The sequence below is a fragment of the Pseudomonas sp. 8BK genome (assembly GCF_902506475.1).
In the GTDB taxonomy this organism is placed as follows: Bacteria; Pseudomonadota; Gammaproteobacteria; order Pseudomonadales; family Pseudomonadaceae; genus Aquipseudomonas; species Aquipseudomonas anguilliseptica.
In genome coordinates this window covers 2,777,024-2,798,153 of the sequence record NZ_LR733252.1, presented here as the reverse complement: position 1 = coordinate 2,798,153, position 21,130 = coordinate 2,777,024, and the positions used below count along the sequence as shown (strand labels likewise).

General features: G+C 59.5%; 21 protein-coding genes and 2 pseudogenes. 12 read left to right on the top strand and 11 right to left on the bottom strand.

What is annotated here, in order from left to right; translation table 11 throughout:
• Positions 1-52: 52 nt before the first annotated feature.
• Positions 53-523: an RNA methyltransferase gene (locus ACIN8IBEIGE_RS12925; RefSeq protein ID WP_160014982.1), complete on the bottom strand. Its 471-nt coding sequence runs from the start codon at positions 521-523 to the stop codon at positions 53-55.
• Positions 524-695: 172 nt separating this feature from the next.
• The gene (locus ACIN8IBEIGE_RS12920) at positions 696-1,067 is read right to left on the bottom strand and encodes a YajD family HNH nuclease (protein ID WP_160014981.1); all 372 of its coding nucleotides are present in this window, start codon (positions 1,065-1,067) and stop codon (positions 696-698) included.
• Between the two features lie 124 nt (positions 1,068-1,191).
• Here ACIN8IBEIGE_RS12920 and ACIN8IBEIGE_RS12915 point away from each other — a divergent pair, with 124 nt between their 5' ends.
• On the top strand, positions 1,192-1,491 hold the full coding sequence (locus tag ACIN8IBEIGE_RS12915) for a hypothetical protein (protein WP_160014980.1): 300 nt from the start codon (positions 1,192-1,194) through the stop codon (positions 1,489-1,491).
• Between the two features lie 10 nt (positions 1,492-1,501).
• Here ACIN8IBEIGE_RS12915 and ACIN8IBEIGE_RS12910 read toward each other — a convergent pair whose 3' ends face one another.
• From ACIN8IBEIGE_RS12910 to ACIN8IBEIGE_RS12900, 4 genes and pseudogenes are all read right to left on the bottom strand, one after another.
• Positions 1,502-1,975, bottom strand: a complete 474-nt coding sequence (locus ACIN8IBEIGE_RS12910) for a Crp/Fnr family transcriptional regulator (protein WP_160014979.1) — start codon at positions 1,973-1,975, stop codon at positions 1,502-1,504.
• A gap of 121 nt (positions 1,976-2,096) precedes the next feature.
• Entirely contained in the window at positions 2,097-2,684 is a 588-nt protein-coding gene (locus tag ACIN8IBEIGE_RS21235) for a methyl-accepting chemotaxis protein (RefSeq protein ID WP_372240017.1), read from the bottom strand.
• A gap of 510 nt (positions 2,685-3,194) precedes the next feature.
• A pseudogene (locus ACIN8IBEIGE_RS21230) lies at positions 3,195-3,722 on the bottom strand (Tar ligand binding domain-containing protein); the annotation flags it as partial.
• Between the two features lie 215 nt (positions 3,723-3,937).
• Entirely contained in the window at positions 3,938-5,968 is a 2,031-nt protein-coding gene (locus tag ACIN8IBEIGE_RS12900; RefSeq protein WP_160014977.1) for a S9 family peptidase, read from the bottom strand.
• A 151-nt stretch (positions 5,969-6,119) separates the two neighbouring features.
• Between ACIN8IBEIGE_RS12900 and ACIN8IBEIGE_RS12895 the strand changes: the two genes are divergently transcribed.
• The 4 genes from ACIN8IBEIGE_RS12895 to ACIN8IBEIGE_RS12880 all read left to right on the top strand — a co-directional run bounded on the left by ACIN8IBEIGE_RS12895 (position 6,120) and on the right by ACIN8IBEIGE_RS12880 (position 8,428).
• Complete coding sequence (locus tag ACIN8IBEIGE_RS12895) at positions 6,120-6,593, top strand: MFS transporter (RefSeq protein ID WP_160014976.1); 474 nt, start codon at positions 6,120-6,122, stop codon at positions 6,591-6,593.
• An 82-nt stretch (positions 6,594-6,675) separates the two neighbouring features.
• Positions 6,676-7,119: an HIT family protein gene (locus tag ACIN8IBEIGE_RS12890; RefSeq protein WP_160014975.1), complete on the top strand. Its 444-nt coding sequence runs from the start codon at positions 6,676-6,678 to the stop codon at positions 7,117-7,119.
• Positions 7,112-7,888: a class II glutamine amidotransferase gene (locus tag ACIN8IBEIGE_RS12885; protein ID WP_160014974.1), complete on the top strand. Its 777-nt coding sequence runs from the start codon at positions 7,112-7,114 to the stop codon at positions 7,886-7,888. The genes ACIN8IBEIGE_RS12890 and ACIN8IBEIGE_RS12885 overlap by 8 nt, the downstream gene beginning before the upstream one ends.
• 15 nt (positions 7,889-7,903) lie before the next feature.
• On the top strand, positions 7,904-8,428 hold the full coding sequence (locus ACIN8IBEIGE_RS12880) for a DUF2937 family protein (protein ID WP_160014973.1): 525 nt from the start codon (positions 7,904-7,906) through the stop codon (positions 8,426-8,428).
• Positions 8,429-8,463: 35 nt separating this feature from the next.
• Here the strand turns inward: ACIN8IBEIGE_RS12880 and ACIN8IBEIGE_RS12875 are convergent, their stop codons facing one another.
• A complete protein-coding gene (locus ACIN8IBEIGE_RS12875; RefSeq protein WP_160014972.1) occupies positions 8,464-9,459 on the bottom strand; it encodes a DMT family transporter in 996 nt (331 codons plus the stop codon).
• A gap of 105 nt (positions 9,460-9,564) precedes the next feature.
• Here ACIN8IBEIGE_RS12875 and ACIN8IBEIGE_RS12870 point away from each other — a divergent pair, with 105 nt between their 5' ends.
• Positions 9,565-10,464, top strand: coding sequence for a LysR substrate-binding domain-containing protein (locus ACIN8IBEIGE_RS12870; protein ID WP_160014971.1), 900 nt, complete (start codon positions 9,565-9,567; stop codon positions 10,462-10,464).
• 31 nt (positions 10,465-10,495) lie between these two features.
• Here ACIN8IBEIGE_RS12870 and ACIN8IBEIGE_RS12865 read toward each other — a convergent pair whose 3' ends face one another.
• Genes ACIN8IBEIGE_RS12865 through ACIN8IBEIGE_RS12855 form a run of 3 tightly spaced genes read right to left on the bottom strand, consistent with a single transcriptional unit; the run spans position 10,496 to position 12,974 of the window.
• A complete protein-coding gene (locus ACIN8IBEIGE_RS12865) occupies positions 10,496-11,674 on the bottom strand; it encodes a VWA domain-containing protein (RefSeq protein WP_160014970.1) in 1,179 nt (392 codons plus the stop codon).
• A 34-nt stretch (positions 11,675-11,708) separates the two neighbouring features.
• On the bottom strand, positions 11,709-12,104 hold the full coding sequence (locus ACIN8IBEIGE_RS12860) for a GFA family protein (RefSeq protein ID WP_160014969.1): 396 nt from the start codon (positions 12,102-12,104) through the stop codon (positions 11,709-11,711).
• A gap of 24 nt (positions 12,105-12,128) precedes the next feature.
• Entirely contained in the window at positions 12,129-12,974 is an 846-nt protein-coding gene (locus ACIN8IBEIGE_RS12855) for a MoxR family ATPase (protein ID WP_160014968.1), read from the bottom strand.
• A gap of 213 nt (positions 12,975-13,187) precedes the next feature.
• Here ACIN8IBEIGE_RS12855 and cysK point away from each other — a divergent pair, with 213 nt between their 5' ends.
• The gene (cysK, locus tag ACIN8IBEIGE_RS12850; RefSeq protein ID WP_160014967.1) at positions 13,188-14,162 is read left to right on the top strand and encodes a cysteine synthase A; all 975 of its coding nucleotides are present in this window, start codon (positions 13,188-13,190) and stop codon (positions 14,160-14,162) included.
• A gap of 66 nt (positions 14,163-14,228) precedes the next feature.
• Here cysK and ACIN8IBEIGE_RS12845 read toward each other — a convergent pair whose 3' ends face one another.
• Entirely contained in the window at positions 14,229-15,128 is a 900-nt protein-coding gene (locus tag ACIN8IBEIGE_RS12845) for a DMT family transporter (protein ID WP_160014966.1), read from the bottom strand.
• A 201-nt stretch (positions 15,129-15,329) separates the two neighbouring features.
• On the opposite strand from ACIN8IBEIGE_RS12845, the gene aceK reads away from it, so the two are divergent.
• The 5 genes and pseudogenes from aceK to ACIN8IBEIGE_RS12830 all read left to right on the top strand — a co-directional run bounded on the left by aceK (position 15,330) and on the right by ACIN8IBEIGE_RS12830 (position 21,097).
• A complete protein-coding gene (gene aceK, locus ACIN8IBEIGE_RS12840) occupies positions 15,330-17,060 on the top strand; it encodes a bifunctional isocitrate dehydrogenase kinase/phosphatase (RefSeq protein WP_160014965.1) in 1,731 nt (576 codons plus the stop codon).
• Between the two features lie 5 nt (positions 17,061-17,065).
• The gene (locus ACIN8IBEIGE_RS12835) at positions 17,066-19,105 is read left to right on the top strand and encodes a TonB-dependent receptor (protein ID WP_256665150.1); all 2,040 of its coding nucleotides are present in this window, start codon (positions 17,066-17,068) and stop codon (positions 19,103-19,105) included.
• 99 nt (positions 19,106-19,204) lie between these two features.
• Positions 19,205-19,336, top strand: a complete 132-nt coding sequence (locus ACIN8IBEIGE_RS21055) for a PA1414 family protein (protein WP_306109729.1) — start codon at positions 19,205-19,207, stop codon at positions 19,334-19,336.
• A gap of 195 nt (positions 19,337-19,531) precedes the next feature.
• Positions 19,532-19,813: pseudogene (locus ACIN8IBEIGE_RS21225) on the top strand (PAS domain-containing protein); the annotation flags it as partial.
• A 264-nt stretch (positions 19,814-20,077) separates the two neighbouring features.
• Positions 20,078-21,097: a methyl-accepting chemotaxis protein gene (locus ACIN8IBEIGE_RS12830; RefSeq protein ID WP_372240016.1), complete on the top strand. Its 1,020-nt coding sequence runs from the start codon at positions 20,078-20,080 to the stop codon at positions 21,095-21,097.
• Positions 21,098-21,130: the final 33 nt, after the last annotated feature.

The following is a 21,130-nucleotide window of genomic DNA, read 5'->3' as shown; positions in this document are numbered from 1 at the left end:
CCCAGCCTCTGCAGGAGTATTAAACCGAGAGGAGGCAAGTGTCGGTCACCGATTACTTGAACCCGGGCCCGGACTTGGTGTTGATGCCTTTGGCCATGCGGTCGTAGAGCACCACATTGACGGTGGCCGCGAGGTTCATGCAGCCCTGGGTGGGGATGTAGATGACGTCCTCACACCAGTCGAGGACTTCCTTGCTCAGTGAGCCGTCTTCGGGGCCGAAGATATAGATGGCGCGGTCGGGGTGGGTGTATTGCGGCAGCGGCCGTGCGCCTTCGACCAACTCCACGGCCACCGGCGTGCAGCCGATGGGGATGATCTGCTGCAGGTCTTCCACGCCGATCAGCGGAATATCCATATAGATACGCTGGGTGTCGGTAATAAAGTCGCGAGCGCGGGCATAGCGTTTACCGCTGTAGAACACCGAGGCGGCGCTATAGCAGCCGGCTGCGCGCATCACTGAACCGACGTTTTCCGGGGACTTGGGGTTGAACAGGCCGATGCAGGCGTATCTCTTGTTGGCCACGGTGGCACTCGCACAGAATTTTCGGGGGGATTTTGCAGCCGCACCAAGGGGGCGGGCGGCAAAAAAGACGCGAGTATACCTGTATGACAGCAGCCTGATTTTTCTGGGAGACAGCTTGCTGACGATATAACTAACTCTTAGGTCGTCAGCAGCGGGCTTCTGCAGCATTGCGTTACTGTTTTTTAAGCCTTGCAGCCAGGTCGGCGAAGGGATTGTGGGTTGCCTGAGAGGTTTTTGGGCTGCTTAGCGAGCCTTCGCTGAAGTACTGCTGGTCGGTGTAACGCGCATGTTCGTTGTCATGGCAGTACAGGCATAACAACTCCCAGTTGGAGCCGTCCTGCGGGTTGTTGTCATGGTTGTGGTCGCGGTGGTGCACGGTCAGTTCGCTCAGGCGCTTGCCGGAAAACTCGCGGGCGCAGCGGCCGCAGACGTGCGGGTACATCTTCAGCGCCTTGTCGCGGTAGCCTTCTTCGCGCGAGCGCTGGGCCTCGGCGAGAATGCGGTCAAGCTTGCCGGTGGCAGAGGGGGATTTGTCGCTGCTCATCTGGAGTCTCTTACGGTGGGCCTTGGTTGCAGTCTAGCCTTGCCGGTGGTCAGTGAGAACTGCCCGCGCGGCACTTAACGCCGTGGTTGAGGCCCAAGTGACTAACTGTCTGGGAGATGTCCGCATGCGCCTGACTACTCTGTTGTTTGTTCTAAGCGCGCTTTTCAGCACTTCGCTGCTGGCTCAGCAACCGCCCAAAATGCCCGCTACGGGGCCTGCAACGGGTGCTCCGGGTACCGCAACGCCGCAACCTTATGCGCCGGTTGCACCGCAGCACCTGCCTGCGCCGACCCGCAATAACCCGCCGCTGCTCAAGCAGGCTCCGTTGCCAGAGCCCAGCCAGCCGCGCCGCGACCAGGAGTTGCCGTTGCTGAAAGAGCAGCGCGAACGCAATACGCGACCATTACCAAAATCCGACGAGTGACTGGCTGTCGCTAAAGCTGCTGTTCGACCAACTGCCCATCGGCCATGCGCAAACGTCGGGACATGGCAATAGCAATAGCACGGATGACTTTGGCAGCGGTCTTTGGCGCCTCGCCGAGCATCTTGTCCAGTGAGTCTCTGGCCAGCATTAGCAGGCTGCAGTCACTCACAGCGATGCAACTGGCCGAGCGGCGTTCGCCGTCGAGCACCGCCATCTCACCAAAGGCACGGCCCTTGCGCAGCTTGGCCAGTTCGATGGTTTCGCCGCTGGAGTTGATCTTGCGCACCGACACGGCACCTGAGTGGATGATGCACATAAAGGTGCCAGGGTCGCCTTCGCGGCAGATGCTGGCCTCCGGTGCACATTTACTGATGTTGAAATAGCCGGCGGCGCTGAGCAGCTCGTTGGGCGTGAGGCTGTCGAACAGGCCGCAATCGAGCAGCATGTCGCGTATTTCATCAATCAATTGAGAGTGGGCGGGCATGGACGGCAGCCTGGATAAACGTAGCGCGGGGTCAGTCGCATAGATTGACCTTAGCCGTCCGCCATCAGGCCCGCCAGCGCCACTCGCGACTGGCTGCCGAGTGGCCTGAACGGGAGACGGTTTAGAAACTGAAACGCCGCATTACACCCTGCAAGCGTCCAGACATGGCTTGCAGGGCCTGAATGGCTTGGACGATGCCGCCCTGTGCGGCGGAGTTTTCTTCGACGATCTGCGCGACAAGTTCCACGCTCATGGCCACCTGCTCGCTGGCAGCCCGCTGCTCTTGCAGCGAAAGCGAAATCACGCTGACGGCCTGGAGTGATTCATTCAGGGCTTGACGGATTCCCGTCATCGAGTTGCCCGCCTGATCGACCAGCTGGGTGCCGATGCTGACCCGTTCACAGCCAGCGGCCATGCTGCTTTTTGCCTTGTGCATGCCGCTGTGAATGGCATCGACCAGGGCGATGATTTCCGTGGTGGAGTGGGCCGTACGCCCGGCGAGGCTGCGTACTTCATCGGCAACCACGGCAAAGCCGCGGCCTTGCTCGCCGGCGCGCGCTGCTTCAATGGCGGCGTTGAGGGCGAGCAGGTTGGTTTGTTCGGCAATACCGCGAATCACATCGACAATCGCGCTGATATTGCGTGATTGCGCGGCCAGGGTTTCTACATCCTGGGAACTTTCGGCCACCAGCTCGGCGATCTTGTGCATTTCTGTGGTGGCTCGGGCCATCACAGAAATGCCCTCATCGGTCATGTCGCCGGCTTTTTTGGCCATGTCGTAGGTTTGCTGAGCGTTTTCGGCAATGTGGTTGATGCTCACCGCCAGTTGTTCAACGGTGGCAGCCATAGCCGACGCTGTATCGCTCTGCACGTTGGCGCTGGTCAGCACCTGTTCGGAGGAGGCGGCCAGTTGCAGGGTGGCGCATTCGATCTGCTCGGAGGCTTCGCCAATGTTGCCGATCATGTCCTGCAGACCACGGCGCATGCTCTGCACAGATTTCATCACGCCGGTCAGTACCTGGTTGCCCAGGCTTTTGCCGCCGCCCAGACGGCCTTCAGCAATCCGTGCACTGATTTCTTCCAGCTCGCCAGGCTCAGCGCCCAGCTGCCGGCTCATCAGGCGAATAAAATAGAACACCTGCGCCATACCAATCAGCAGGGCAATCAGCAGCACGCTGATGCTCAGGTTGAGGTTGCTGGCATAGGCGGCTTCACCCAGTTGGTACTGGCGCTTGGCTTCGAGCAGCTGCACGTCGATCAGCTCAGCAAATTTCTCTGACAGTGGGTCGATCAATGGGTAGAGCCGCTGGCTGGCAAAGGCTTCGATGCCGGCTTTATCGCCACGGTTGAGTAGGCTTTGCAGCTCATCCAGTGGTTGCTGGGCCTGTTGCATAAGCGGGTTGATCTGCTCGATCAGCTGGCTCTCTTCGCGGATCAGTTCGGTGACCAGGTACGCCTGCCAGGTTTCCTCGATACGCATCTGGGCTTGCTCGATCAGCTGTTGTGCTGTTTTTTCATCAAGCTCACCGCTGCGCGCTTTGTGGGTCGCATCAACGATATTGACCGCATACAGGTCGGCAATCAGTTTGAGGTCGCGCAGCGGCACCACGCGGTCCAGGTACACCGTTTGCAGCCCTTTTACGGTGGCCTGCAAGCCATACAGGCCAAGACCGCCGACACACAGCAGGCCAAGAAGCAGGCAACCGGCAAGTAGGAAAAGGTGAGTTCTGATCTTCCAGTTTTTCATCACAGACCGTCCATGGTGAGCAGGCAGTTGAATGGGTGAGATGGCAGTACGCCAGCGTGTCATTCAGCCTAGCTGAACTTGCAAGTCAGGCAGGTTAAATCTGCATGAACGGTCAAGTAATTTTTCGCGCTAAACGTCCGTTGTTTAGCGCGAATTACTCTGAGCTGCCGTCGCTTAGTAAGCCCGCATACGAGTGGACGAGCGGTGGTGGGGACTCAAGCCAGGCCCAGCACCTTGAGGATAAAGGCGTATTCTAGGGCTGCATCCTTGAGGGCTTGATAGCGGCCGCTCATGCCGCCGTGGCCGGCATCCAGTTCGGTTTTCAGCAGCAGCAGATTGCTGTCGGTTTTCTGCGCGCGCAGCTTGGCCACCCATTTGGCGGCTTCCCAGTACTGCACGCGGCTGTCGTTGTAGCCAGCCACCGCAAGAATCGCCGGATAGGCTTGGGCTCGGACGTTTTCGTAAGGTGCGTAAGCCTTGATCCGTTCGAACACCTCGGGCTGGTTGGGATCGCCCCATTCGTCGTATTCAGTGATGGTCAGCGGTAGATCCGGGTTTTGCATGGTGTTGAGCACATCGACAAACGGCACCTCGGCGATGGCGGCGGTGAACAGCTCGGGGCGCTGATTGAGCACCGCCCCTATCAGCAAACCGCCGGCGCTGCCACCGCTGATAACTAGTTGCTGCGCGCTGGTGTAGCCGGTGGCGATCAGGTGCTCGGCGCAGGCAATGAAGTCACCGAACGAGTTCTCTTTGTGTTCCAGTTTACCGGCGCGGTACCAGGCTTCGCCCAGCTCGCCGCCGCCACGGACATGGGCGATGGCAAATACGAAACCGCGCTCCAGCAGGCTCAGGCGCGCATGGGAGAACCAGGGGTCGAGGCTTTCGCCATAAGCGCCGTAGCCATAAAGGTAGAGCGGGGCAGAGGTGCCAAGCACCTCGCGTTTGGCCACCAGGCTGATCGGTACCTGGCTGCCGTCGGCGGCTGTAGCCCATAGGCGCTGGCTGACGTAGCTGTCGGCATCGAACGGCCCGAGTACCGGGGTTTGCTTGAGTACCAATTGCGCGCCCGTGGCCAGCTCTAGCTGACGTACCTGCGCCGGGCGATTGAGCGCTTCATAACGCAGGCGGATCGCGGGGCTGTCGAACTCCAGACTGTCCTGCACATACAAACTGTAGGCCGCGTCCGGTAGCTGCACGCGATAGGACGCTTGCCCCTGCGGCTGCACTTCGATAATCGGCAGGCCGCCTTCACGCAGGCTAAGCACCAGCGCTTGCTGATTGAGGCTAAAGCCTTCGAGCATCACTTCTGGGTCATGCTCACGCAGCAGGTGCCAGTGCGCGCGGCTTGGGGTTGTTTCAGTCGCGCTGAACAGGGCGAAGTTGATGCCGTGCTGGTTGCTGCGGATCAGCCAACTCCACTCGCCATTCAGGGTGCCGTGGTCTACGTCATATTCGTGGCCTTCTTCGCGCGGGGCCACGCAGCTGAACGAGGCTTGCGGAGTGGCGGCATCCAGCACCCAGGCTTCGCTGGTGGTTTTGCTGCCCAGCTGCAGAATCAACTGGCGCTCGGAGCTGCTGCGGTAACAACTGAGGAAGAAGCGGCCATCAAGCTCGTGGAATACCAGTTCGGCCGCGTCGGTGCCGAGGCGGTGGCGATACAGTTTGTGCGGCCGGTGGGTATCGTCCAGCTCGCCAAAGAACAGGGTCTGGCTGTCATTGGCCCAGGTCATGCTGCCATCGCAGTCCTCGAACGGCAGCTCGATCAAACTGTCGTCGGCCAATTCCTTGACGAACAACTGGTAGGTTTCCTCGCCGCTGGTATCCAGGCTATAGGCCAGGCGTTGATGGTCGGGGCTGATGCTGAAGGCGCCGAGCGAGATGAAACCGCCATCGGCCAGGGCATTAGGGTCGAGCAGCAATTGCTCGCTGGCCTCATCGACCGTCAGTGCGCTATCGGCAGATTTGCGGCAGCGGTAATGCCGGGGGTATTCATCGCCAGCGGTGGTGCGCTGGTAATACAGATAAGGCCCCCAGGGTGACGGCAGGCTGAGGTCGGTTTCGCGAATGCGTCCCTTGATCTCCTGAAACAATGTTTCACGCAGATGCAGTTGCTCACTGAGCTGCTGTTCCAGATAGGTGTTTTCCGCCTTGAGGTAATCAAGCACCTCAGCGCTGTCGCGGTTTTCCAGCCAGCGATACGGGTCGGCAGCGTTGTCGACGCGGGCGATGGGGGCGTGAGACATGGGGTAACTCCGTTAAATGACGGCCAACAGCGGGGACGCCGAAGCAGGCAAAAGCCGTTATCATAAGCGCCACTTCGCCCGTCGGCTGCTGAAATCTGCGCGTTTACGCGCCTATGCTGCCCGGTCTTCAATGCCAGAGAATTTGCGTTTTATGACTGAAAACGACTACATGCTTGCCTGGGGCGCCTATCTGGTGGCAGCTCTTGGTTGTCTGTTGGTGTGGTTTCGCCTGACCAGCTGGATGTGGCGTTACCTGCGTGAGCCGCTGCGCGTGCTGGTACTGGTGGTGCTGTTCAGCCCGACCATTGTCGACCCCGGTAAAGAGCAGTTCGCCCCTGCAGTGGCGATTACCGCCATGGACATGCTGCTTGGTGTGGGCAACAACGCCTGGCGCGCGGTGGCCGACCTGAGCATGTACGCGTTGATCCTGTTTACCCTATACCTGCTGTTTGTTGCCGTGCGTTGGCCCGTGGAGCGCTGGTGGCAGGGCCGCAAAGGGCCTGCGCCGGTTGCTGATGACGAGCCGACCTTGCGCGAGATGATGGCCCGTGATGAGCATGATTTCGGCGACACCCGCTACGATGCGCGCGGTGATCGTCGCCTGCGAGTTGAGCCCCGTTTGTAAGCCGCAGCGGCGCCTAACGCCGCTGCCCTTGCACCGCCGCACACACCCGGTCAGCATGGCCCTTATCGACTAAGGAGGGGTTATGGAGTGTGTGTTCTGTGCAATTGCCGCTGAGCAGTTGCCGGCCGAGCGTATTTATGAGGACGAACACTTTATCGTCTTGCTGGATATCTTCCCTCTGCGTCCGGCCCATGTATTGATTGTCAGCCGCGAGCACGCGCCTTTTCTCAAAGACCTATCCGCTGCAGCCAGTGAGCAGTTGCTGCCGTTGGCGCAACGCATGGCTGCCGCCTTGCGCGCGGCCGGTTATGGCGAGCAGGGCATCAATTTTTTGATCAACGATGGGCCGACCTCCAATCAGCATGTACCGCACCTGCATCTCCACCTGATTCCACGGCGCAGCGGTGATGTCACGCAGTTGCTCTGGCGCGCCCTGACGCGGTTTCTGCCGTTGGCGCGCAAGCGCATCGAGGCGCGCCTGGCAATTGAGGCGCAACAGCTGCGCGAGGCTCTAGCCAATGTGTGAGTTGCTGGGCATGAGCGCCAATGTGCCGACCGATATCGTCTTCAGCTTTACCGGTCTGATGCAACGCGGCGGGCGTACCGGCCCGCACCGTGATGGCTGGGGCATCGGCTTCTATGAGGGGCGCGGCCTGCGCCTGTTTCAGGACCCGCGCGCCAGCAGCGAATCAGAGGTGGCGCAGCTGGTACAGCGCTACCCGATCAAGAGTGAAGTGGTGATTGGCCACATTCGTCAGGCCAATGTCGGTCGGGTCTGCCTGGCCAATACCCATCCGTTTGTACGCGAGATGTGGGGGCGTAACTGGTGCTTTGCGCATAACGGCCAGTTAGCCGATTTCGCTCCGCAGCTGGATAACTACCGGCCGATTGGCGACACCGACAGCGAAGCGGCCTTCTGTGATTTACTCAATCGCCTGCGTCAGGCGTTTCCTGAACCGGTGGCGGTGGACCAGTTGTTGTCCACTCTGGTCAGTGCCTGCGCCGGCTATCGTCAGCACGGTGTATTCAATTGCCTGCTCAGCGATGGCGACTGGTTGTTCAGCTTCTGCAGCAGCAAGCTGGCGCATATAACCCGGCGAGCGCCCTTTGGCCCGGCGCACCTGAAAGATGCCGATATGCAGGTGGATTTCCAGGCAGAAACCACGCCCAATGATGTGGTCAGCGTGTTGGCGACCGAGCCGTTGACCGATAACGAGAGCTGGACGCCTTACCAGCCGGGTGAGTGGCGTTTATGGCGTGGCGGTGAATGTGTGGCGCAAGGCATAACGGACTGAATTGGGGGAGGGGAGATGTTTAGAAGCTATCTGCGGTTGGCCTTGTTTGCCTTGGGCTTGCTGGTTGGGGTGCAGGTGCCGGGGTTTATCGACGACTACAGCAAGCGCGTTGAAGCCCATCGCATTGAGTCGGAACTGGGCCTCAAGGGCTTTCGCGAAACGGCTCGGCGCTTTTTCAAAGGCGATTTGGTGGCGTTGGTTGGCCATTACCAGGCCAGCGCCGACCCAGTGATGCGTAGCGATGCGCAGAGCCTGGGCACACTGGTTGAGCGCTCGGCATTTCTTGAGCGTGAATCCAAGGCCATGCAAGGGCCCTGGTATGGCCAGGTCTGGCATCTGGCTACTGCCGCCGACCGCGAGTTAATGGAAGAAACCTTCGCTGCCTACCGCTACCAGGTGTTGCTCGCTCCCGAGGCCATCGCTTGGGGCATTGCCTGCGCCATGTTGCTGGCCTGGTTGCTGGAAAGCCTGGCACTGCTGGTCGGTATGCTGTTTGGTGTGGGTCGCAGCCAGAAGGTGCAGCAGCGGCACTGGCGCTAAGTTGAATCACCCAAGGGCTCGCAAGAGCCCTTGCTCTAAGCCTGCTGACCGGGTGATGAGGCCGGGGTGGCGAGTGTCTGCTTGTTAGCGTGAACGTCCTCGGCAGTAGGTGCGGGCTGAACGGGCACAGTTTTACGCCGCGACACCAGCAACACACCCGCCAAAACCAGTCCAGCCCCCGCTAGCTGGGCAAGCGAAACAGGCTCCGATAACAGCATCCAGGCGAAGACAATCGTCAGGATCGGCCCCAGCGTGCCAATCAGTACGGTACGCGCCGAGCCAATCAACCGTAGTGCAGCCGATTGCCAAAATATCGGTAGCACTGTGGAGAACATCGCCATTGCCGCGCTGTAGGCATACACCTCGACCGGCAGCTGCAGTGCGCTGAATGGCTGCGTGGCGAGGAAATGCAGCTGCGTGGCAAAGGTGGAGACGATAATCGCCAGCGCGGCAAAGCGAATGGTGCCCAAGCGGTGAATCGCCACTTCGGCCCCCGAACTGTACAGCGCGTAGGACAGGGCGGAGCCGAAGATAAAGGCTGCACCGATCAGGACCGTATGCAGGTCCTCTGCTACTTGCAGGTCGTGGGCGAAGGCCAGGCCGATACCGGCGTAGGACAGCAGCAGCGCCGCCACTTGGCGTTTCTCCAGACGTTTGCCCATAAACAGCACGCCAATTAGCACGGTCATGGTCGGGTAGATAAACAGAATCAGGCGTTCCAGCGCCGCCGAGATGTACTGCAGGCCAATAAAATCGAGGATGCTGGCCCCGTAGTAACCCAGCAGCCCCAAAGCGATCAGCATGCCCCAGTCCCTGCGCGTTAGCGGCGGCGCAGCGCGGCACAGCCACAGCGTGGCCCACAGCGCGATAGGCAGGGCAAAGCTCATGCGCAGCGTCAGCAGGGTGACCGCGTCCACAGGTGCGGCGGCGTAGGCCAGCTTGACGAAAATCGCCTTGAACGAGAAACCGAATGCAGCGAGCACCGCGAGTGCGATGCCTAACTGTTCGGCTGACCAGGTTTTCCATGGCATGGTAAATAACGCCCTAAAGAGTTGTGCTGAACCGAATGATGCTGGGGTTAGAATCCCTGTGGAATTGGCTATTTCATAAGTGATCGTTCGGATTTAACTAACGCTATGCACTATGACCTGATTGATCTGCGTCTGTTTGTCGCCATCGCCGAGGCGAAAAACCTCACCCGAGGTGCCGAGCGTGTGCATCTGGCGGCGTCTTCGGCCAGTCACCGTATGCGTCTGCTGGAAGCGTCGATTGGCACACCGCTGCTGCTGCGTGAACCACGCGGGGTCAGCCTGACCCGTGCCGGCGAGGCGTTACTGCGTCATGCGCGCCAGGTGTTTGCCCAGCTTGAGCAGATGCATGCCGACCTTACCCCATACGCCAAAGGCGTGCGTGGGCATGTCAGCCTGTGGGCCAACACCCACGCGACCCATACCTTTCTGCCGGATAGTCTGGCGACTTTTCTGCAGCGTCATCCGCAAGTGAGTATCTCTCTGGAGGAACACACCAGCCCCGATGTACTGATGGCGGTGACGCGCGGCGAGGTGGAGGTCGGAGTGGTGGCGGGGACGATGGAAGGTGCCGAGGTTGAGCTGATTCCATACCGAGCCGACCGCCTGGTGCTGATTGCACCGACTGATCACCCGCTTGCTACGCTTACCAGCAGCCTGTTTGCCGAGGTGCTGGATTATCCCTTTGTCATGCTGCATTCAGGTTCGGCGATTCACACTTTCACCATGAATGCGGCGGCCGCCTTGGGGCGACACCTTGAGGTGCGGATTCAGGTGCGCAGCTTTGAGGCCGTGTGCCGCATGGTCAGTGCTGGCGTGGGTATTGGCATGGTGCCGCGCAGTGCGGTAACGGCTGGCGCGCCGCTGGCGGTGATTGAGCTGGAAGAACCCTGGGCGCAGCGGGACTTGAAGGTCTGTGTACGCAAGCGCGAGCTGTTGTCGGGGTTTGCCGCAGCACTGGTCGACTGCCTGACTGGTAGCGATACCCGTTCGGTTAAGGCCTTCTAAAGAACAACGGGCCCTGCTGGGCCCGTTGGTTTTACTTGGAGAGAAACTTCATCCCGTCTTCCAGACCCTGCAGGGTCAGGGGGTACATCTGGTCTTCCAACAGCTCGCGCATGATGTTGGTCGAGGCGGTGTAGTTCCAGGTGTCCTTGGGGTAGGGGTTGATCCAGATAAGCTTCTTGTACTTCTCCATAAAGCGCTTGATCCAGACGTAGCCCGGCTCCTCGTTCCAGTGCTCGACGCTGCCGCCGGCCTGGGTGATCTCGTAAGGGGCCATGGCCGCATCGCCGACGAACACCACCTTGTAGTCCGCGCCGTACTTGTGCAGCAGGTCCTGGGTGGAAAAGCGCTCGGAGGTGCGGCGCAGATTGTTTTTCCACACCGACTCGTACACGCAGTTATGGAAGTAGAAATACTCCATATGCTTGAACTCGGTCTTGCAGGCGGAAAACAGCTCTTCGCAGACCTTGACGTGGGCGTCCATCGAGCCGCCGATGTCGAACAGAATCAGCAATTTCACCGCGTTGCGCCGTTCCGGACGCATCTGGATATTCAGCAGGCCGCCGTCCTTTGCGGTGTGGTCGATGGTGCCATCCAGATCCAGCTCGTCCTGGGCGCCCTGGCGGGCGAACTTGCGCAGGCGGCGCAGGGCCACCTTGATATTGCGGGTGCCCAGCTCGACCTGATCGTCGAGGTTCTTGTATTCGCGCTGGTCCCACACCTTGACCGCCTTGCCCTGGCGCTTGCCGGCGTCACCCACGCGAATGCCTTCCGGGTTGAAGCCGCCTGAGCCAAACGGGCTGGTGCCGCCGGTGCCGATCCACTTGTTGCCGCCTTCGTGGCGTTCCTTCTGTTCTTCGAGCCGCTTCTTGAACTCCTCAATCAGCTTGTCCAGGCCACCGAGGGATTCGATCTTGGCGCGTTCCTCGTCGGTCAGCGAGCGTTCGAACTCCTTGCGCAGCCACTCATCGGGGATCAACGCCTCGATATGCTGGTTGAGGTTTTCCAGGCCCTTGAAGTAGGCGCCGAACGCGCGGTCGAACTTGTCGAAATGCCGCTCGTCCTTGACCAGGATGGTGCGCGAGAGGAAATAGAACTCGTCCATATCGGCGAACACCACGTTGTGTTTCAACGCGTTGATCAGGTCGAGCAGCTCACGCACCGACACCGGCACCTTGGCAGCGCGCATTTCGTTAAACAGGTTGAGCAGCATGGCTGCGCCCTCGTGAATTCAACAGACTATGGCGCTAGGAGCGCCGCTCCAATGGCAGGCCATCGTTGATGGCGTACCAGTCGGCCTTCGATTCCGGAAAAATGTGCTTCTGCGCGATTTCACCCACGGGCGTATCCAGCGTGCCCAGCGCGACTGATAGCCAGTTCGGGTAGGGCTGTTCGCTGTACCACTGCAGGGTCGAGCCACAGTGCTTGCAAAAAGTCCGCGTCACGCCCGGCGAGGACTGGTAGACGCCCAGTGACTCCTCGCCTTGGGTGAAGTGGAAATCCTTGCGCCGCACATTGGCGTAAGTGGCGAATGCTGCTCCGTGGGCTTTGCGGCACATCGAACAATGGCAATGCGCCGCCGACTCGATAGGCGCATCGATGCGGTATCTCACTGCAGCGCAAAGGCAACTGCCGCTATGCATGGATTCGCCTCCCGGGGCCAATATTTAACGCGAAGAGCGGCGGCTCATAAAGGCCAGACGCTCAAGCAGCTGCACATCCTGCTCGTTTTTCACCAGGGCGCCAGCCAGCGGCGGGATGGCCTTGGTCGGATCGCGTTCACGCAGCACCGCTTCGCCGATATTGTCGGCCATCAGCAGTTTCAGCCAGTCGACCAGCTCGCTGGTGGAGGGCTTCTTCTTCAGGCCCGGTACCTTGCGCACGTCGAAGAACACGTCCAGCGCTTCGGCGACCAGGTCTTTCTTGATGTCGGGGTAGTGCACATCGACGATCTTCTGCAGGGTCGCGCGATCCGGGAAGGCGATGTAATGGAAGAAGCAGCGGCGCAGGAAGGCGTCCGGCAGTTCTTTTTCGTTGTTCGAGGTGATGATGATGATCGGGCGTTTTTTCGCCTTGATTGTCTCGTTGGTCTCGTAAACGTAGAACTCCATCTTGTCGAGTTCTTGCAGCAGGTCGTTGGGGAACTCGATATCGGCCTTGTCGATCTCGTCGATCAGCAGAATCACCCGTTCTTCGGCCTCGAAGGCCTCCCACAGCTTGCCTTTCTTGATGTAGTTACGCACGTCGTGGACTTTGTCCGAATCCAGCTGTGAGTCGCGCAGGCGGCTGACCGCGTCGTACTCGTACAGACCCTGATGGGCCTTGGTGGTGGATTTGATGTGCCAGGTGATCAGGCGCGCGCCAAAGGATTCGGCCAGTTGTTCGGCCAGCATGGTTTTACCGGTACCCGGCTCACCTTTGACTAGCAACGGGCGCTCCAGGGTGATGGCGGCATTGACCGCGAGCTTGAGGTCGTCGGTGGCGACGTAGGACTGGGTGCCTTCGAACTTCATCGGTAAATCCTCGAACGGTAACGCGCAGGGCCATACCCGCGGGTTCAGTATTTAAAAGCAGACTATAACGCGCAGCCCTGGTGACTGTGAACGTAGACGGGCCATTCAGTCACTGAATGGCGGGTCACCCAGCCTCTGTTACCATGCTGGACGCAGGCGGGCGGGCGTTTTAGTCTGGCTGACTATCGGCAACCACCGCACAAGGACCTCGCCATGAGCCGCATTTTCGCAGACAACGCACAAGCTATCGGCAACACCCCGCTGGTTCGGATTAACCGTTTGGGCCCGGATGGGGTGACTATCCTGGCCAAGATCGAAGGTCGCAACCCCGCCTATTCGGTGAAATGCCGCATCGGCGCCAGCATGGTCTGGGATGCCGAAGAGCGCGGCGTGCTCAAACCGGGTATGACTATTGTTGAACCGACCTCGGGCAATACCGGTATCGGCCTGGCTTTTGTGGCGGCGGCGCGCGGCTACAAGCTGCTGCTGACCATGCCCGCTTCGATGAGTCTGGAGCGGCGCAAGGTGCTCAAGGCCCTAGGCGCCGAACTGGTGCTGACCGAACCGGCCAAGGGCATGAAGGGCGCCATTGAGAAGGCCACGGAAATCGCCGCCTCTGACACTGCTACCTACTTTATGCCGCAGCAGTTCAACAACCCGGCCAACCCGGCGATCCATGAAAAGACCACCGGCCCGGAAATTTGGAACGACACCGATGGCGCGATTGACGTGCTGGTTGCTGGCGTCGGTACTGGTGGCACCATCACCGGTATTTCGCGCTATATCAAACAGGCCCAGGGCAAGCCAATCCTCTCAGTGGCGGTCGAGCCGATTGGCTCGCCCGTCATCACCCAGACCATCGCCGGTGATGAAGTCAAACCCAGCCCGCACAAGATCCAGGGCATCGGCGCCGGCTTTGTTCCAGGCAACCTGGATCTAGCCATGGTTGACCGGGTTGAACTGGTGGCGGATGACGACGCTAAAGCTGTAGCCCTGCGCCTGATGCGCGAAGAAGGCATCCTCTGCGGCATCTCCTGCGGCGCGGCTATGGCTGCCGCCTTGCGTATCGCCGCCGAACCCGGCATGCAGGGCAAGACCATTGTGGTGATCCTGCCGGACTCGGGTGAGCGCTACCTGTCGAGCATGCTGTTCAGCGACATGTTTACTGAGCAGGAGTTGCAGCAGTAAGCATTGATCGCCATAAAAAAGCCGCCTATCAGGGCGGCTTTTTTATGGGCGTGGGTTTTGTGTTCATCAGGCTGGCGCCTTGGCCGTGCCACTCGGTCGCACCACCAGCCATAGCGCGATGGCGATCAGCACGCCGCCGTACAGGTAGGCCCAGGACAGCGGCTCATCCAGCAGCAAGGCGCCCCACAGCACGCCGAAGGGTGGGATCAGGAAGGTGGTGGTGCTGGCCTTGATCGGGCCGATGTCGCTGAGCAGGCGGAAATACAGCACGTAGGCGAATGCGGTGCAGATAAACCCCAGCCCGGCCAGGGACAGCCAGACGTCGAGTCCGCCCCAGCTAGCAGGTGGCTGTATCAGCAGAGAGCCGCCGAAGAATGGCAACAGAAACAGGCTGGCACCGCACAGGCTGGCGAAAGCGGTCAGGCGGTTATCCAGGCCGCCTTGTTGGCCGATCCAGCGCCGTGTGAGAAAACCGGCAAAGCCGTAGCAGGCGGTAGCCACCAGGCAGGCAGCTGCGCCCCAGAGCAGCGGCAAATCAAACTCCACCGGGCCGGTGCGAGTCAGCACCGCTACCCCGAACAGGCCGATGGCCACCCCGGCAGCTTTGCTCAGGGTCAGCGCCTCAGCGAAGAACAACATGCCGATCAGCACGCCCATCATTGGTGTGGTGGCATTCAGAATCGCCGAGTAGCCCGCTGGCAGTACCAGCGCCGCCAGGCAGTACATGGCCGAGGGCAGGCCGGCGTTGATGACCCCGAGCATCAAACAGTGCTTGAGCTTGCCGCTGAAATCCCAGCGCACGCGCATCAGCAGCAGAATCGCCAGCAGGCCGAGCATGCCTAGGCTGGCGCGAAAGAACGCCGTCGGCATGCTGCCCAGTACCGGTGCGACGATGCGCATAAACAGAAAGCTGGCGCCCCAGATGGCAGCAAGCAACAGCAGACGGATCAGGTCGGCAAGACGCACAACGAACTCCATGACAGTTAGAAAGGCGAGCAGTGTTGCCGGGCGCGCACGCCAAGGCAATTCGAAATGCGCTTTCAAAGCCGTTGCTTGGCAATATTTCGTGGCAGATAAACGCCTGTCCACGCATTGCCAGCTTTTACTTGGTGCGGCCACTGGATAAGCTCGGCGGATTGTCCGCATTTCATCTGCAGGGGGTTGTTTATGCCACAGCAATGGCCGGCCAGCGCGATTGCCGCGCTTATCCTCGAAGGCTTTGACGATTACCGCGAGCAGTTCCGGCAGATTACCAACGGCGCGCGGGTACGTTTCGAGCAGGCGCAGTGGCAGGAAATCCAGCAGGCTTCAGCGGCGCGTATTGCCTTGTATGAGGAGTGTGTCAGCGCGGTCAGCGCAAGCCTGGGCCAGGCTTACAGTGCAGAGGTGCTGCTGGATGTGGCGCAGTGGCCGCTGGTCAAGTCGGCTTATATTGCCCTGATCGACCTGCGTTACGACGATGAGCTGGCGGAAACCTGGTTCAACTCGATCTTCTGCGGGCTGTTCAGCCATGACCAGATCAATGATGGCTGCATGTTTATCCATACCACGCGCCCAGCGTTGCGGGTTAATGAGCGGGCACCGCAAACCCGTCGTTACGAACCCAAGGGTAATGTCGAGCAGGCGCTGCGGCAGATTTTCGAGGATTTCAGTTTCGAAGTCGGCTATGAAAACCTCGAGCGCGACCTGGCACGGCTGCTTAAACAGTTGCAGGCCAACTTGCCGGATTGGGTGTGCAAGGACCCTGATTTGCGCATTGAGCTGTTCGCCTCGCGCTTGTATCGCAACAAGGGCGCCTACCTTGTCGGGCGTATCTACACCTGCGATGAGCAATGGCCGTTGGTGATCCCACTGCTGCACCGCGAAGGGCAGGGCATTCAGATTGATGCGCTGATCACCGATGAGGCGGAGGTGTCGATCATCTTCTCCTTTACCCGTTCCTATTTCATGGTGAGGGTGGGCTATCCGGCGGAATTTGTCGGCTTCCTTAAGCGCATTCTGCCGGGCAAGCATATTGCTGAGCTGTACACTTCTATTGGTTTCTACAAACACGGCAAGTCGGAGTTCTACCGTGCGCTGATCAACCACCTGGCCACCACTGATGACAAGTTCGTCATGGCCCCCGGGGTGCGCGGCATGGTGATGAGCGTGTTTACCCTGCCGGGTTTCAATACCGTGTTCAAGATCATCAAGGACCGTTTTTCGCCGTCGAAAAACGTCGACCGCAATACGGTGATCGAGAAGTACCGCCTGGTAAAAACCGTCGACCGGGTAGGGCGCATGGCCGATACCCAGGAGTTCGCCGATTTCCGCTTTCCGCTGAGTAAGTTTGACCCCGAGTGCCTGGCCGAGCTGCTGGAAGTCGCGCCGTCCACCGTCGAGGTGAGGGGCGATACGGTGCTTGTACGTCACTGCTGGACCGAACGGCGTATGACCCCACTCAACCTGTATGTGGAAAGCGCCAGTGCAGCCCAGGTGCGCGAAGCGCTGGATGACTACGGCCTGGCCATCAAACAGCTGGCGGCAGCCAATATCTTTCCTGGCGACATGCTGCTGAAGAACTTCGGCGTGACCCGTCATGGCCGCGTGGTGTTCTACGACTACGACGAGATCTGCTTCCTCACCGAGGCCAATTTCCGACGAATTCCGCCACCGCGTTACCCCGAGGATGAAATGTCCTCTGAACCCTGGTATTCGGTCGCGCCGCTGGATGTGTTTCCCGAGGAGTTCCCGCCGTTCCTGTTTGCCGATATGCAGCAGCGCAAGTTGTTCAATGAACTGCATGGCGAACTGTATGACGCCGATTACTGGAAAAGCCTGCAGGAGGCGATACGTGCCGGCAAGGTCATCGACGTGTTCCCCTATCGACGCAAGGACCAGGCCGACAAGGAGTATTGAACGGCGTGCGCCTGGTACTTGGAGTGATTGCCGCCGGCCTGTGGCTGCTGAACGACAGAGCTGTTGCTCAAGCGACCGAGGCTGAAAACACAGCAGTCGAATTAGCGCCATTGCTGATCACCTCGCCGCGCAGCACCACGCGCTGGTTGAGCACCCCGACCGCGGTGACTGTGATCGACGCCGGTGAAGTGCCAGGTGAGCAGAACCTAGCGCTGGATGCTTTGCTGGCCCGCGTACCGGGCGTGTTCAGTCTTAACCGCTACAACCTGGCTCAAGGTTTGCGCCCCGCGATTCGGGGCTTTGGTGCGCGCGGTAATTTCGGCGTGCGCGGCATTCGCGTATTGGTCGATGGCGTGCCCTTGACCATGCCCGATGGTCAGACCGAACTCGACGGCCTTGATCTGGGCTTGGTTGAGCGCATGGAGGTGCTGCGCGGCCCTGCCTCGGTGCTGTACGGCAATGCCGCTGGTGGCGTGCTGGCGATTGAAACCCGCGAGCCGCCGACGTTGCCCACGATGCAGTTGGACCTGAGTGCGGCCGGACTCGGTTATCAGCGCACGCGCGGCGAAATCGGCGGTAGCGGCGGTAACCTGGGTGGCTTGCTGGCATTCAACAGCACTGTTCTGGACGGCTATCGCGAACACAGCCGGGCGCAGACCAACAGCTTCACCGGCAAGCTGCGCTGGTATGCCCCGACGGGGCGTTTGCGCCTGAACTTCAATGCCATCGACAACCGCGCCGAAGACCCAGGTGGCTTGACCTCCGCCGAAGTAAAGGCAGATCGCCGCCAGGCGGCGCCGAACAACCTGCGTTTTGATGCCGATGAATACATTCGTCAGCAGCGCCTGGGCCTGGTTTGGGATGGTTACGCAGCCGGCGACGATGAGTACCAGCTACGCAGTTACTTGGGGCATCGCGAGTTTGCTAATCGGCTGGGCTTTGCCAACGGCGGGCAGACGACATTTGAACGCTATTTCAGCGGAGTTGGCGGGCAGTACAGCCATCACCGCGAGTTGATTGGCCTGTCTCATAAAATCACCACAGGCTTCGAGCTCGAGGCGCAACGTGATGACCGTCGGCGTTATGACAACCTGCTTGGCGAGCGCGGGCAATCACGTCTGCAGCAGGATGAGTCGGCACTGAGCCAGGGACTGTTTATCGAGAACCAGATTGCCCTGAACGAGCAGTGGCAAGCCACGCTTGGACTGCGCTATGACCAGGTTCGGTTGGCTGTGGATGACTTTTATCTGGCCGATAATCGCGATGATTCAGGCTCGCGCAGCCTGGAGGACTGGAACTACAGCGCCGGTCTGAGTTACCGCTTTACCCCGCAACAATCGGTCTATGCGCGGCTGGCCAGCTCCTTTGAAACCCCCACCATCAGCGAGCTGGGTAACCCGCAAGGTGGCGGCTTTAATAGTGCCTTGCAGCCGGCTCAGGCCTTCAGCCGGGAGCTGGGTATCAAAGGCGAATGGCCCTCGCTGCGTTATAGCCTGGCGCTTTACCGAATTGAGCTGGAAGATGAGTTGGTGGGCTTCAGTCTGCCAACTCAGCCAGGCCGTAATTTCTATCGCAATGCTGGGCAGTCGCGCCGCGATGGTCTGGAGTTGAGCCTGGATTGGCAGTTTGCCGATGCCTGGCGCTGGTCGGCGGCCTACGCCTACAACCGCTACCGCTTCGAGGATTATCAAACAGCCGTTGGCGACTTTTCCGGCAAGCGCATTCCCGGGATCCCACGGCAAACCCTGTTCAGCGAGTTGGCCTATGAGCATCGAGGCGGCTATGTGCGCCTCGGTGTTGCGGCTCAAACGCGGGTGTATGCCAATGATGCCAATACGCAGTCCGCCCCCGGCCATGCCTTGTTCAATCTGCGCCTAGGCAAGCGTTTTCAGGTCGGCGAGCAAAGCCTGGAGCCTTACCTGGGTATCGATAACCTACTGGGGCGTGAGTATTTTGATAACTTGCGCATCAACGACGGCAACGCGCGCTACTTCGAGCCAGGGCCGGGACGTACTTTGTATGCCGGTTTACGTGTGCTGTTTTAGACAGTCGCGACGAAGTGAGCGGCAGTTTCAAACCACCTGAACTAGGCTGAGAAAAGGTGTCCAAGCACCTATTCGATGTCCTTGGTTGGAGGCTACTTTATGAGCGCCAAGTTGCAGAATGCCTTGCTTGATCTGTTGGTTGCCCTTGGCCTGTGTGAGCGGCCAAAACTGCAGCCGATTCCTGTACGTAGCAATTCGCCTGATTCCAAAGCGGTTCCCCCTCGACGCTAGGTTCTCCCGCCCTTATTAATGCGCTCGGCTACGGTCAGATAATGTCTGGCTGTGGCTGTGGCTGTGGCTGTGGCAGCGACTAATTGTCCTAGATCATTATTGCGAGCATTAAACAAGCATTTGCTAGCGCGTTGGCACGGCTGTGCTAGACCTACATCTGAAGTTATGTAAATAGCTCAGACAGGGATAGCCCCAATGCGCCAGAACCTCCCAGTGACTCAGCGGGAAAGAACCTTTCCTGCGAATGAACGGCTGATTTCCACCACCGACCTGAACAGCAATATCACCTATTGCAACGACGCCTTTGTCGAAATCAGCGGATTTACTCGCGAAGAACTGATCGGTCAGCCGCACAATCTGGTGCGCCATCCGGATATGCCCCCCAGTGTATTCGGCCATATGTGGGAAACCATCAAACAGGGCAAGCCCTGGATGGGGATCGTCAAGAATCGCTCAAAGAACGGTGATTACTATTGGGTCAGCGCCTATGTCACGCCGATCTATGAGAATGGCCGGGTTGCTGGTTACGAGTCGGTACGCTCCTTGCCCGATGAAGCGCAGAAACGCCGTGCTGAAAAACTCTATGCCCGTTTGCGCGAGGGCAAAGCGCCGGTGCCAAAACTGGAGTACTGGACGTACGACATTATCCAGTCATGGCCGCTATTTCTGACTGGTCTGCTGATTCTCGGTGCGCACTTTGTGCTGAGTGGTCCCTGGTTATGGGGCTTTATTTTTGCGGCCATGTTTTGCCTTGGGTCCTACCAGCTGTATGCCAAACGCAGCTTGATCAGGCGCACGCTTTCCGAGCATCCCAAGGCGTTTACCAGTGCTCTGGTTGCCTTGACCTATACCGACAGCCGTGGTGCACAGGCCTTGCTGGATATGGCAATGATCAGCGAGGACGCGCGCTTGCAGACGGCGTTGACACGCATTGAAGACGCCGGGGCAAACGTCAAGACGCACGCCACTCGTTCCGCCGATCTGTCGCGTTCTGGAGCGAAAATGCTTGATCAGCAGCGCAGCGAAACTGATCAATCGGCCACAGCGATCAACCAGATGGCGGCAACCATTCAGGAGGTGACGCATAACGTGCAGAGCACCTCGCACGCCGCCGAAGAAGCGGATCGCCTGGCCAGGCAGGGCTTGCAACTGGCCAGCGGCAGTCTCGACTCCATGCAGCACATGGCCAAGGCCGTAGTGGACATTGGCCAGGCAGTTAATGACCTGGCTAACTCCACTCAGTCAATCGGCAGTGTGGCGGATGTTATTACCTCGATTGCCGAGCAGACCAACCTGCTTGCACTCAATGCTGCAATCGAAGCGGCGCGCGCAGGCGAGCAGGGACGGGGCTTTGCGGTAGTGGCTGATGAGGTACGCTCGCTGGCTTCACGCACGCGAGAGTCGACCGAGCAGATTCACCAGATTATTTCCTCACTACGTGCCGGCGCTGAACGGGCGGTGGTAACGGCGGGCAAGGGCGAGTCAATTTCCAAACAGAGCGTGGAGAGTGTAGAGAGTGTGCGTACCGCGCTGGATGGCATCAGTGAAGCGGTTAGCCGCATCACCGGCATGAGTCAGCAGATGGCTTCGGCTTCCGAAGAACAAAGCCATGTGGCGGAAGATATCAGCCGGCAGATCACTCAGATTGCTCAGCTCTCTGATCGCAGTGCCGAGCAGGCGCATCAGGGCGCGGCTATTGGCCAGGAACTGGAAGACATGGCGGACTATCTGCACAGCCTGGCGGAGCGCTTCAACCGCTAAGTGACGGTTCGTTTATATGTCTATCGGCTCACC

What these genes read in the sequence shown, in the direction of transcription:
- ACIN8IBEIGE_RS12920 (WP_160014981.1), bottom strand. Translation starts at nt 1,067, where the DNA reads ATGAGCAGCGACAAATCCCCCTCTGCCACCGGCAAGCTTGACCGCATT.
- ACIN8IBEIGE_RS12915 (WP_160014980.1), top strand. Translation starts at nt 1,192, where the DNA reads ATGCGCCTGACTACTCTGTTGTTTGTTCTAAGCGCGCTTTTCAGCACT.
- ACIN8IBEIGE_RS12910 (WP_160014979.1), bottom strand. Translation starts at nt 1,975, where the DNA reads ATGCCCGCCCACTCTCAATTGATTGATGAAATACGCGACATGCTGCTC.
- ACIN8IBEIGE_RS21235 (WP_372240017.1), bottom strand. Translation starts at nt 2,684, where the DNA reads ATGCACAAGATCGCCGAGCTGGTGGCCGAAAGTTCCCAGGATGTAGAA.
- ACIN8IBEIGE_RS12900 (WP_160014977.1), bottom strand. Translation starts at nt 5,968, where the DNA reads ATGTCTCACGCCCCCATCGCCCGCGTCGACAACGCTGCCGACCCGTAT.
- ACIN8IBEIGE_RS12895 (WP_160014976.1), top strand. Translation starts at nt 6,120, where the DNA reads ATGACTGAAAACGACTACATGCTTGCCTGGGGCGCCTATCTGGTGGCA.
- ACIN8IBEIGE_RS12890 (WP_160014975.1), top strand. Translation starts at nt 6,676, where the DNA reads ATGGAGTGTGTGTTCTGTGCAATTGCCGCTGAGCAGTTGCCGGCCGAG.
- ACIN8IBEIGE_RS12885 (WP_160014974.1), top strand. Translation starts at nt 7,112, where the DNA reads ATGTGTGAGTTGCTGGGCATGAGCGCCAATGTGCCGACCGATATCGTC.
- ACIN8IBEIGE_RS12880 (WP_160014973.1), top strand. Translation starts at nt 7,904, where the DNA reads ATGTTTAGAAGCTATCTGCGGTTGGCCTTGTTTGCCTTGGGCTTGCTG.
- ACIN8IBEIGE_RS12875 (WP_160014972.1), bottom strand. Translation starts at nt 9,459, where the DNA reads ATGCCATGGAAAACCTGGTCAGCCGAACAGTTAGGCATCGCACTCGCG.
- ACIN8IBEIGE_RS12870 (WP_160014971.1), top strand. Translation starts at nt 9,565, where the DNA reads ATGCACTATGACCTGATTGATCTGCGTCTGTTTGTCGCCATCGCCGAG.
- ACIN8IBEIGE_RS12865 (WP_160014970.1), bottom strand. Translation starts at nt 11,674, where the DNA reads ATGCTGCTCAACCTGTTTAACGAAATGCGCGCTGCCAAGGTGCCGGTG.
- ACIN8IBEIGE_RS12860 (WP_160014969.1), bottom strand. Translation starts at nt 12,104, where the DNA reads ATGCATAGCGGCAGTTGCCTTTGCGCTGCAGTGAGATACCGCATCGAT.
- ACIN8IBEIGE_RS12855 (WP_160014968.1), bottom strand. Translation starts at nt 12,974, where the DNA reads ATGAAGTTCGAAGGCACCCAGTCCTACGTCGCCACCGACGACCTCAAG.
- cysK (WP_160014967.1), top strand. Translation starts at nt 13,188, where the DNA reads ATGAGCCGCATTTTCGCAGACAACGCACAAGCTATCGGCAACACCCCG.
- aceK (WP_160014965.1), top strand. Translation starts at nt 15,330, where the DNA reads ATGCCACAGCAATGGCCGGCCAGCGCGATTGCCGCGCTTATCCTCGAA.
- ACIN8IBEIGE_RS21055 (WP_306109729.1), top strand. Translation starts at nt 19,205, where the DNA reads ATGAGCGCCAAGTTGCAGAATGCCTTGCTTGATCTGTTGGTTGCCCTT.
- ACIN8IBEIGE_RS12830 (WP_372240016.1), top strand. Translation starts at nt 20,078, where the DNA reads ATGTTTTGCCTTGGGTCCTACCAGCTGTATGCCAAACGCAGCTTGATC.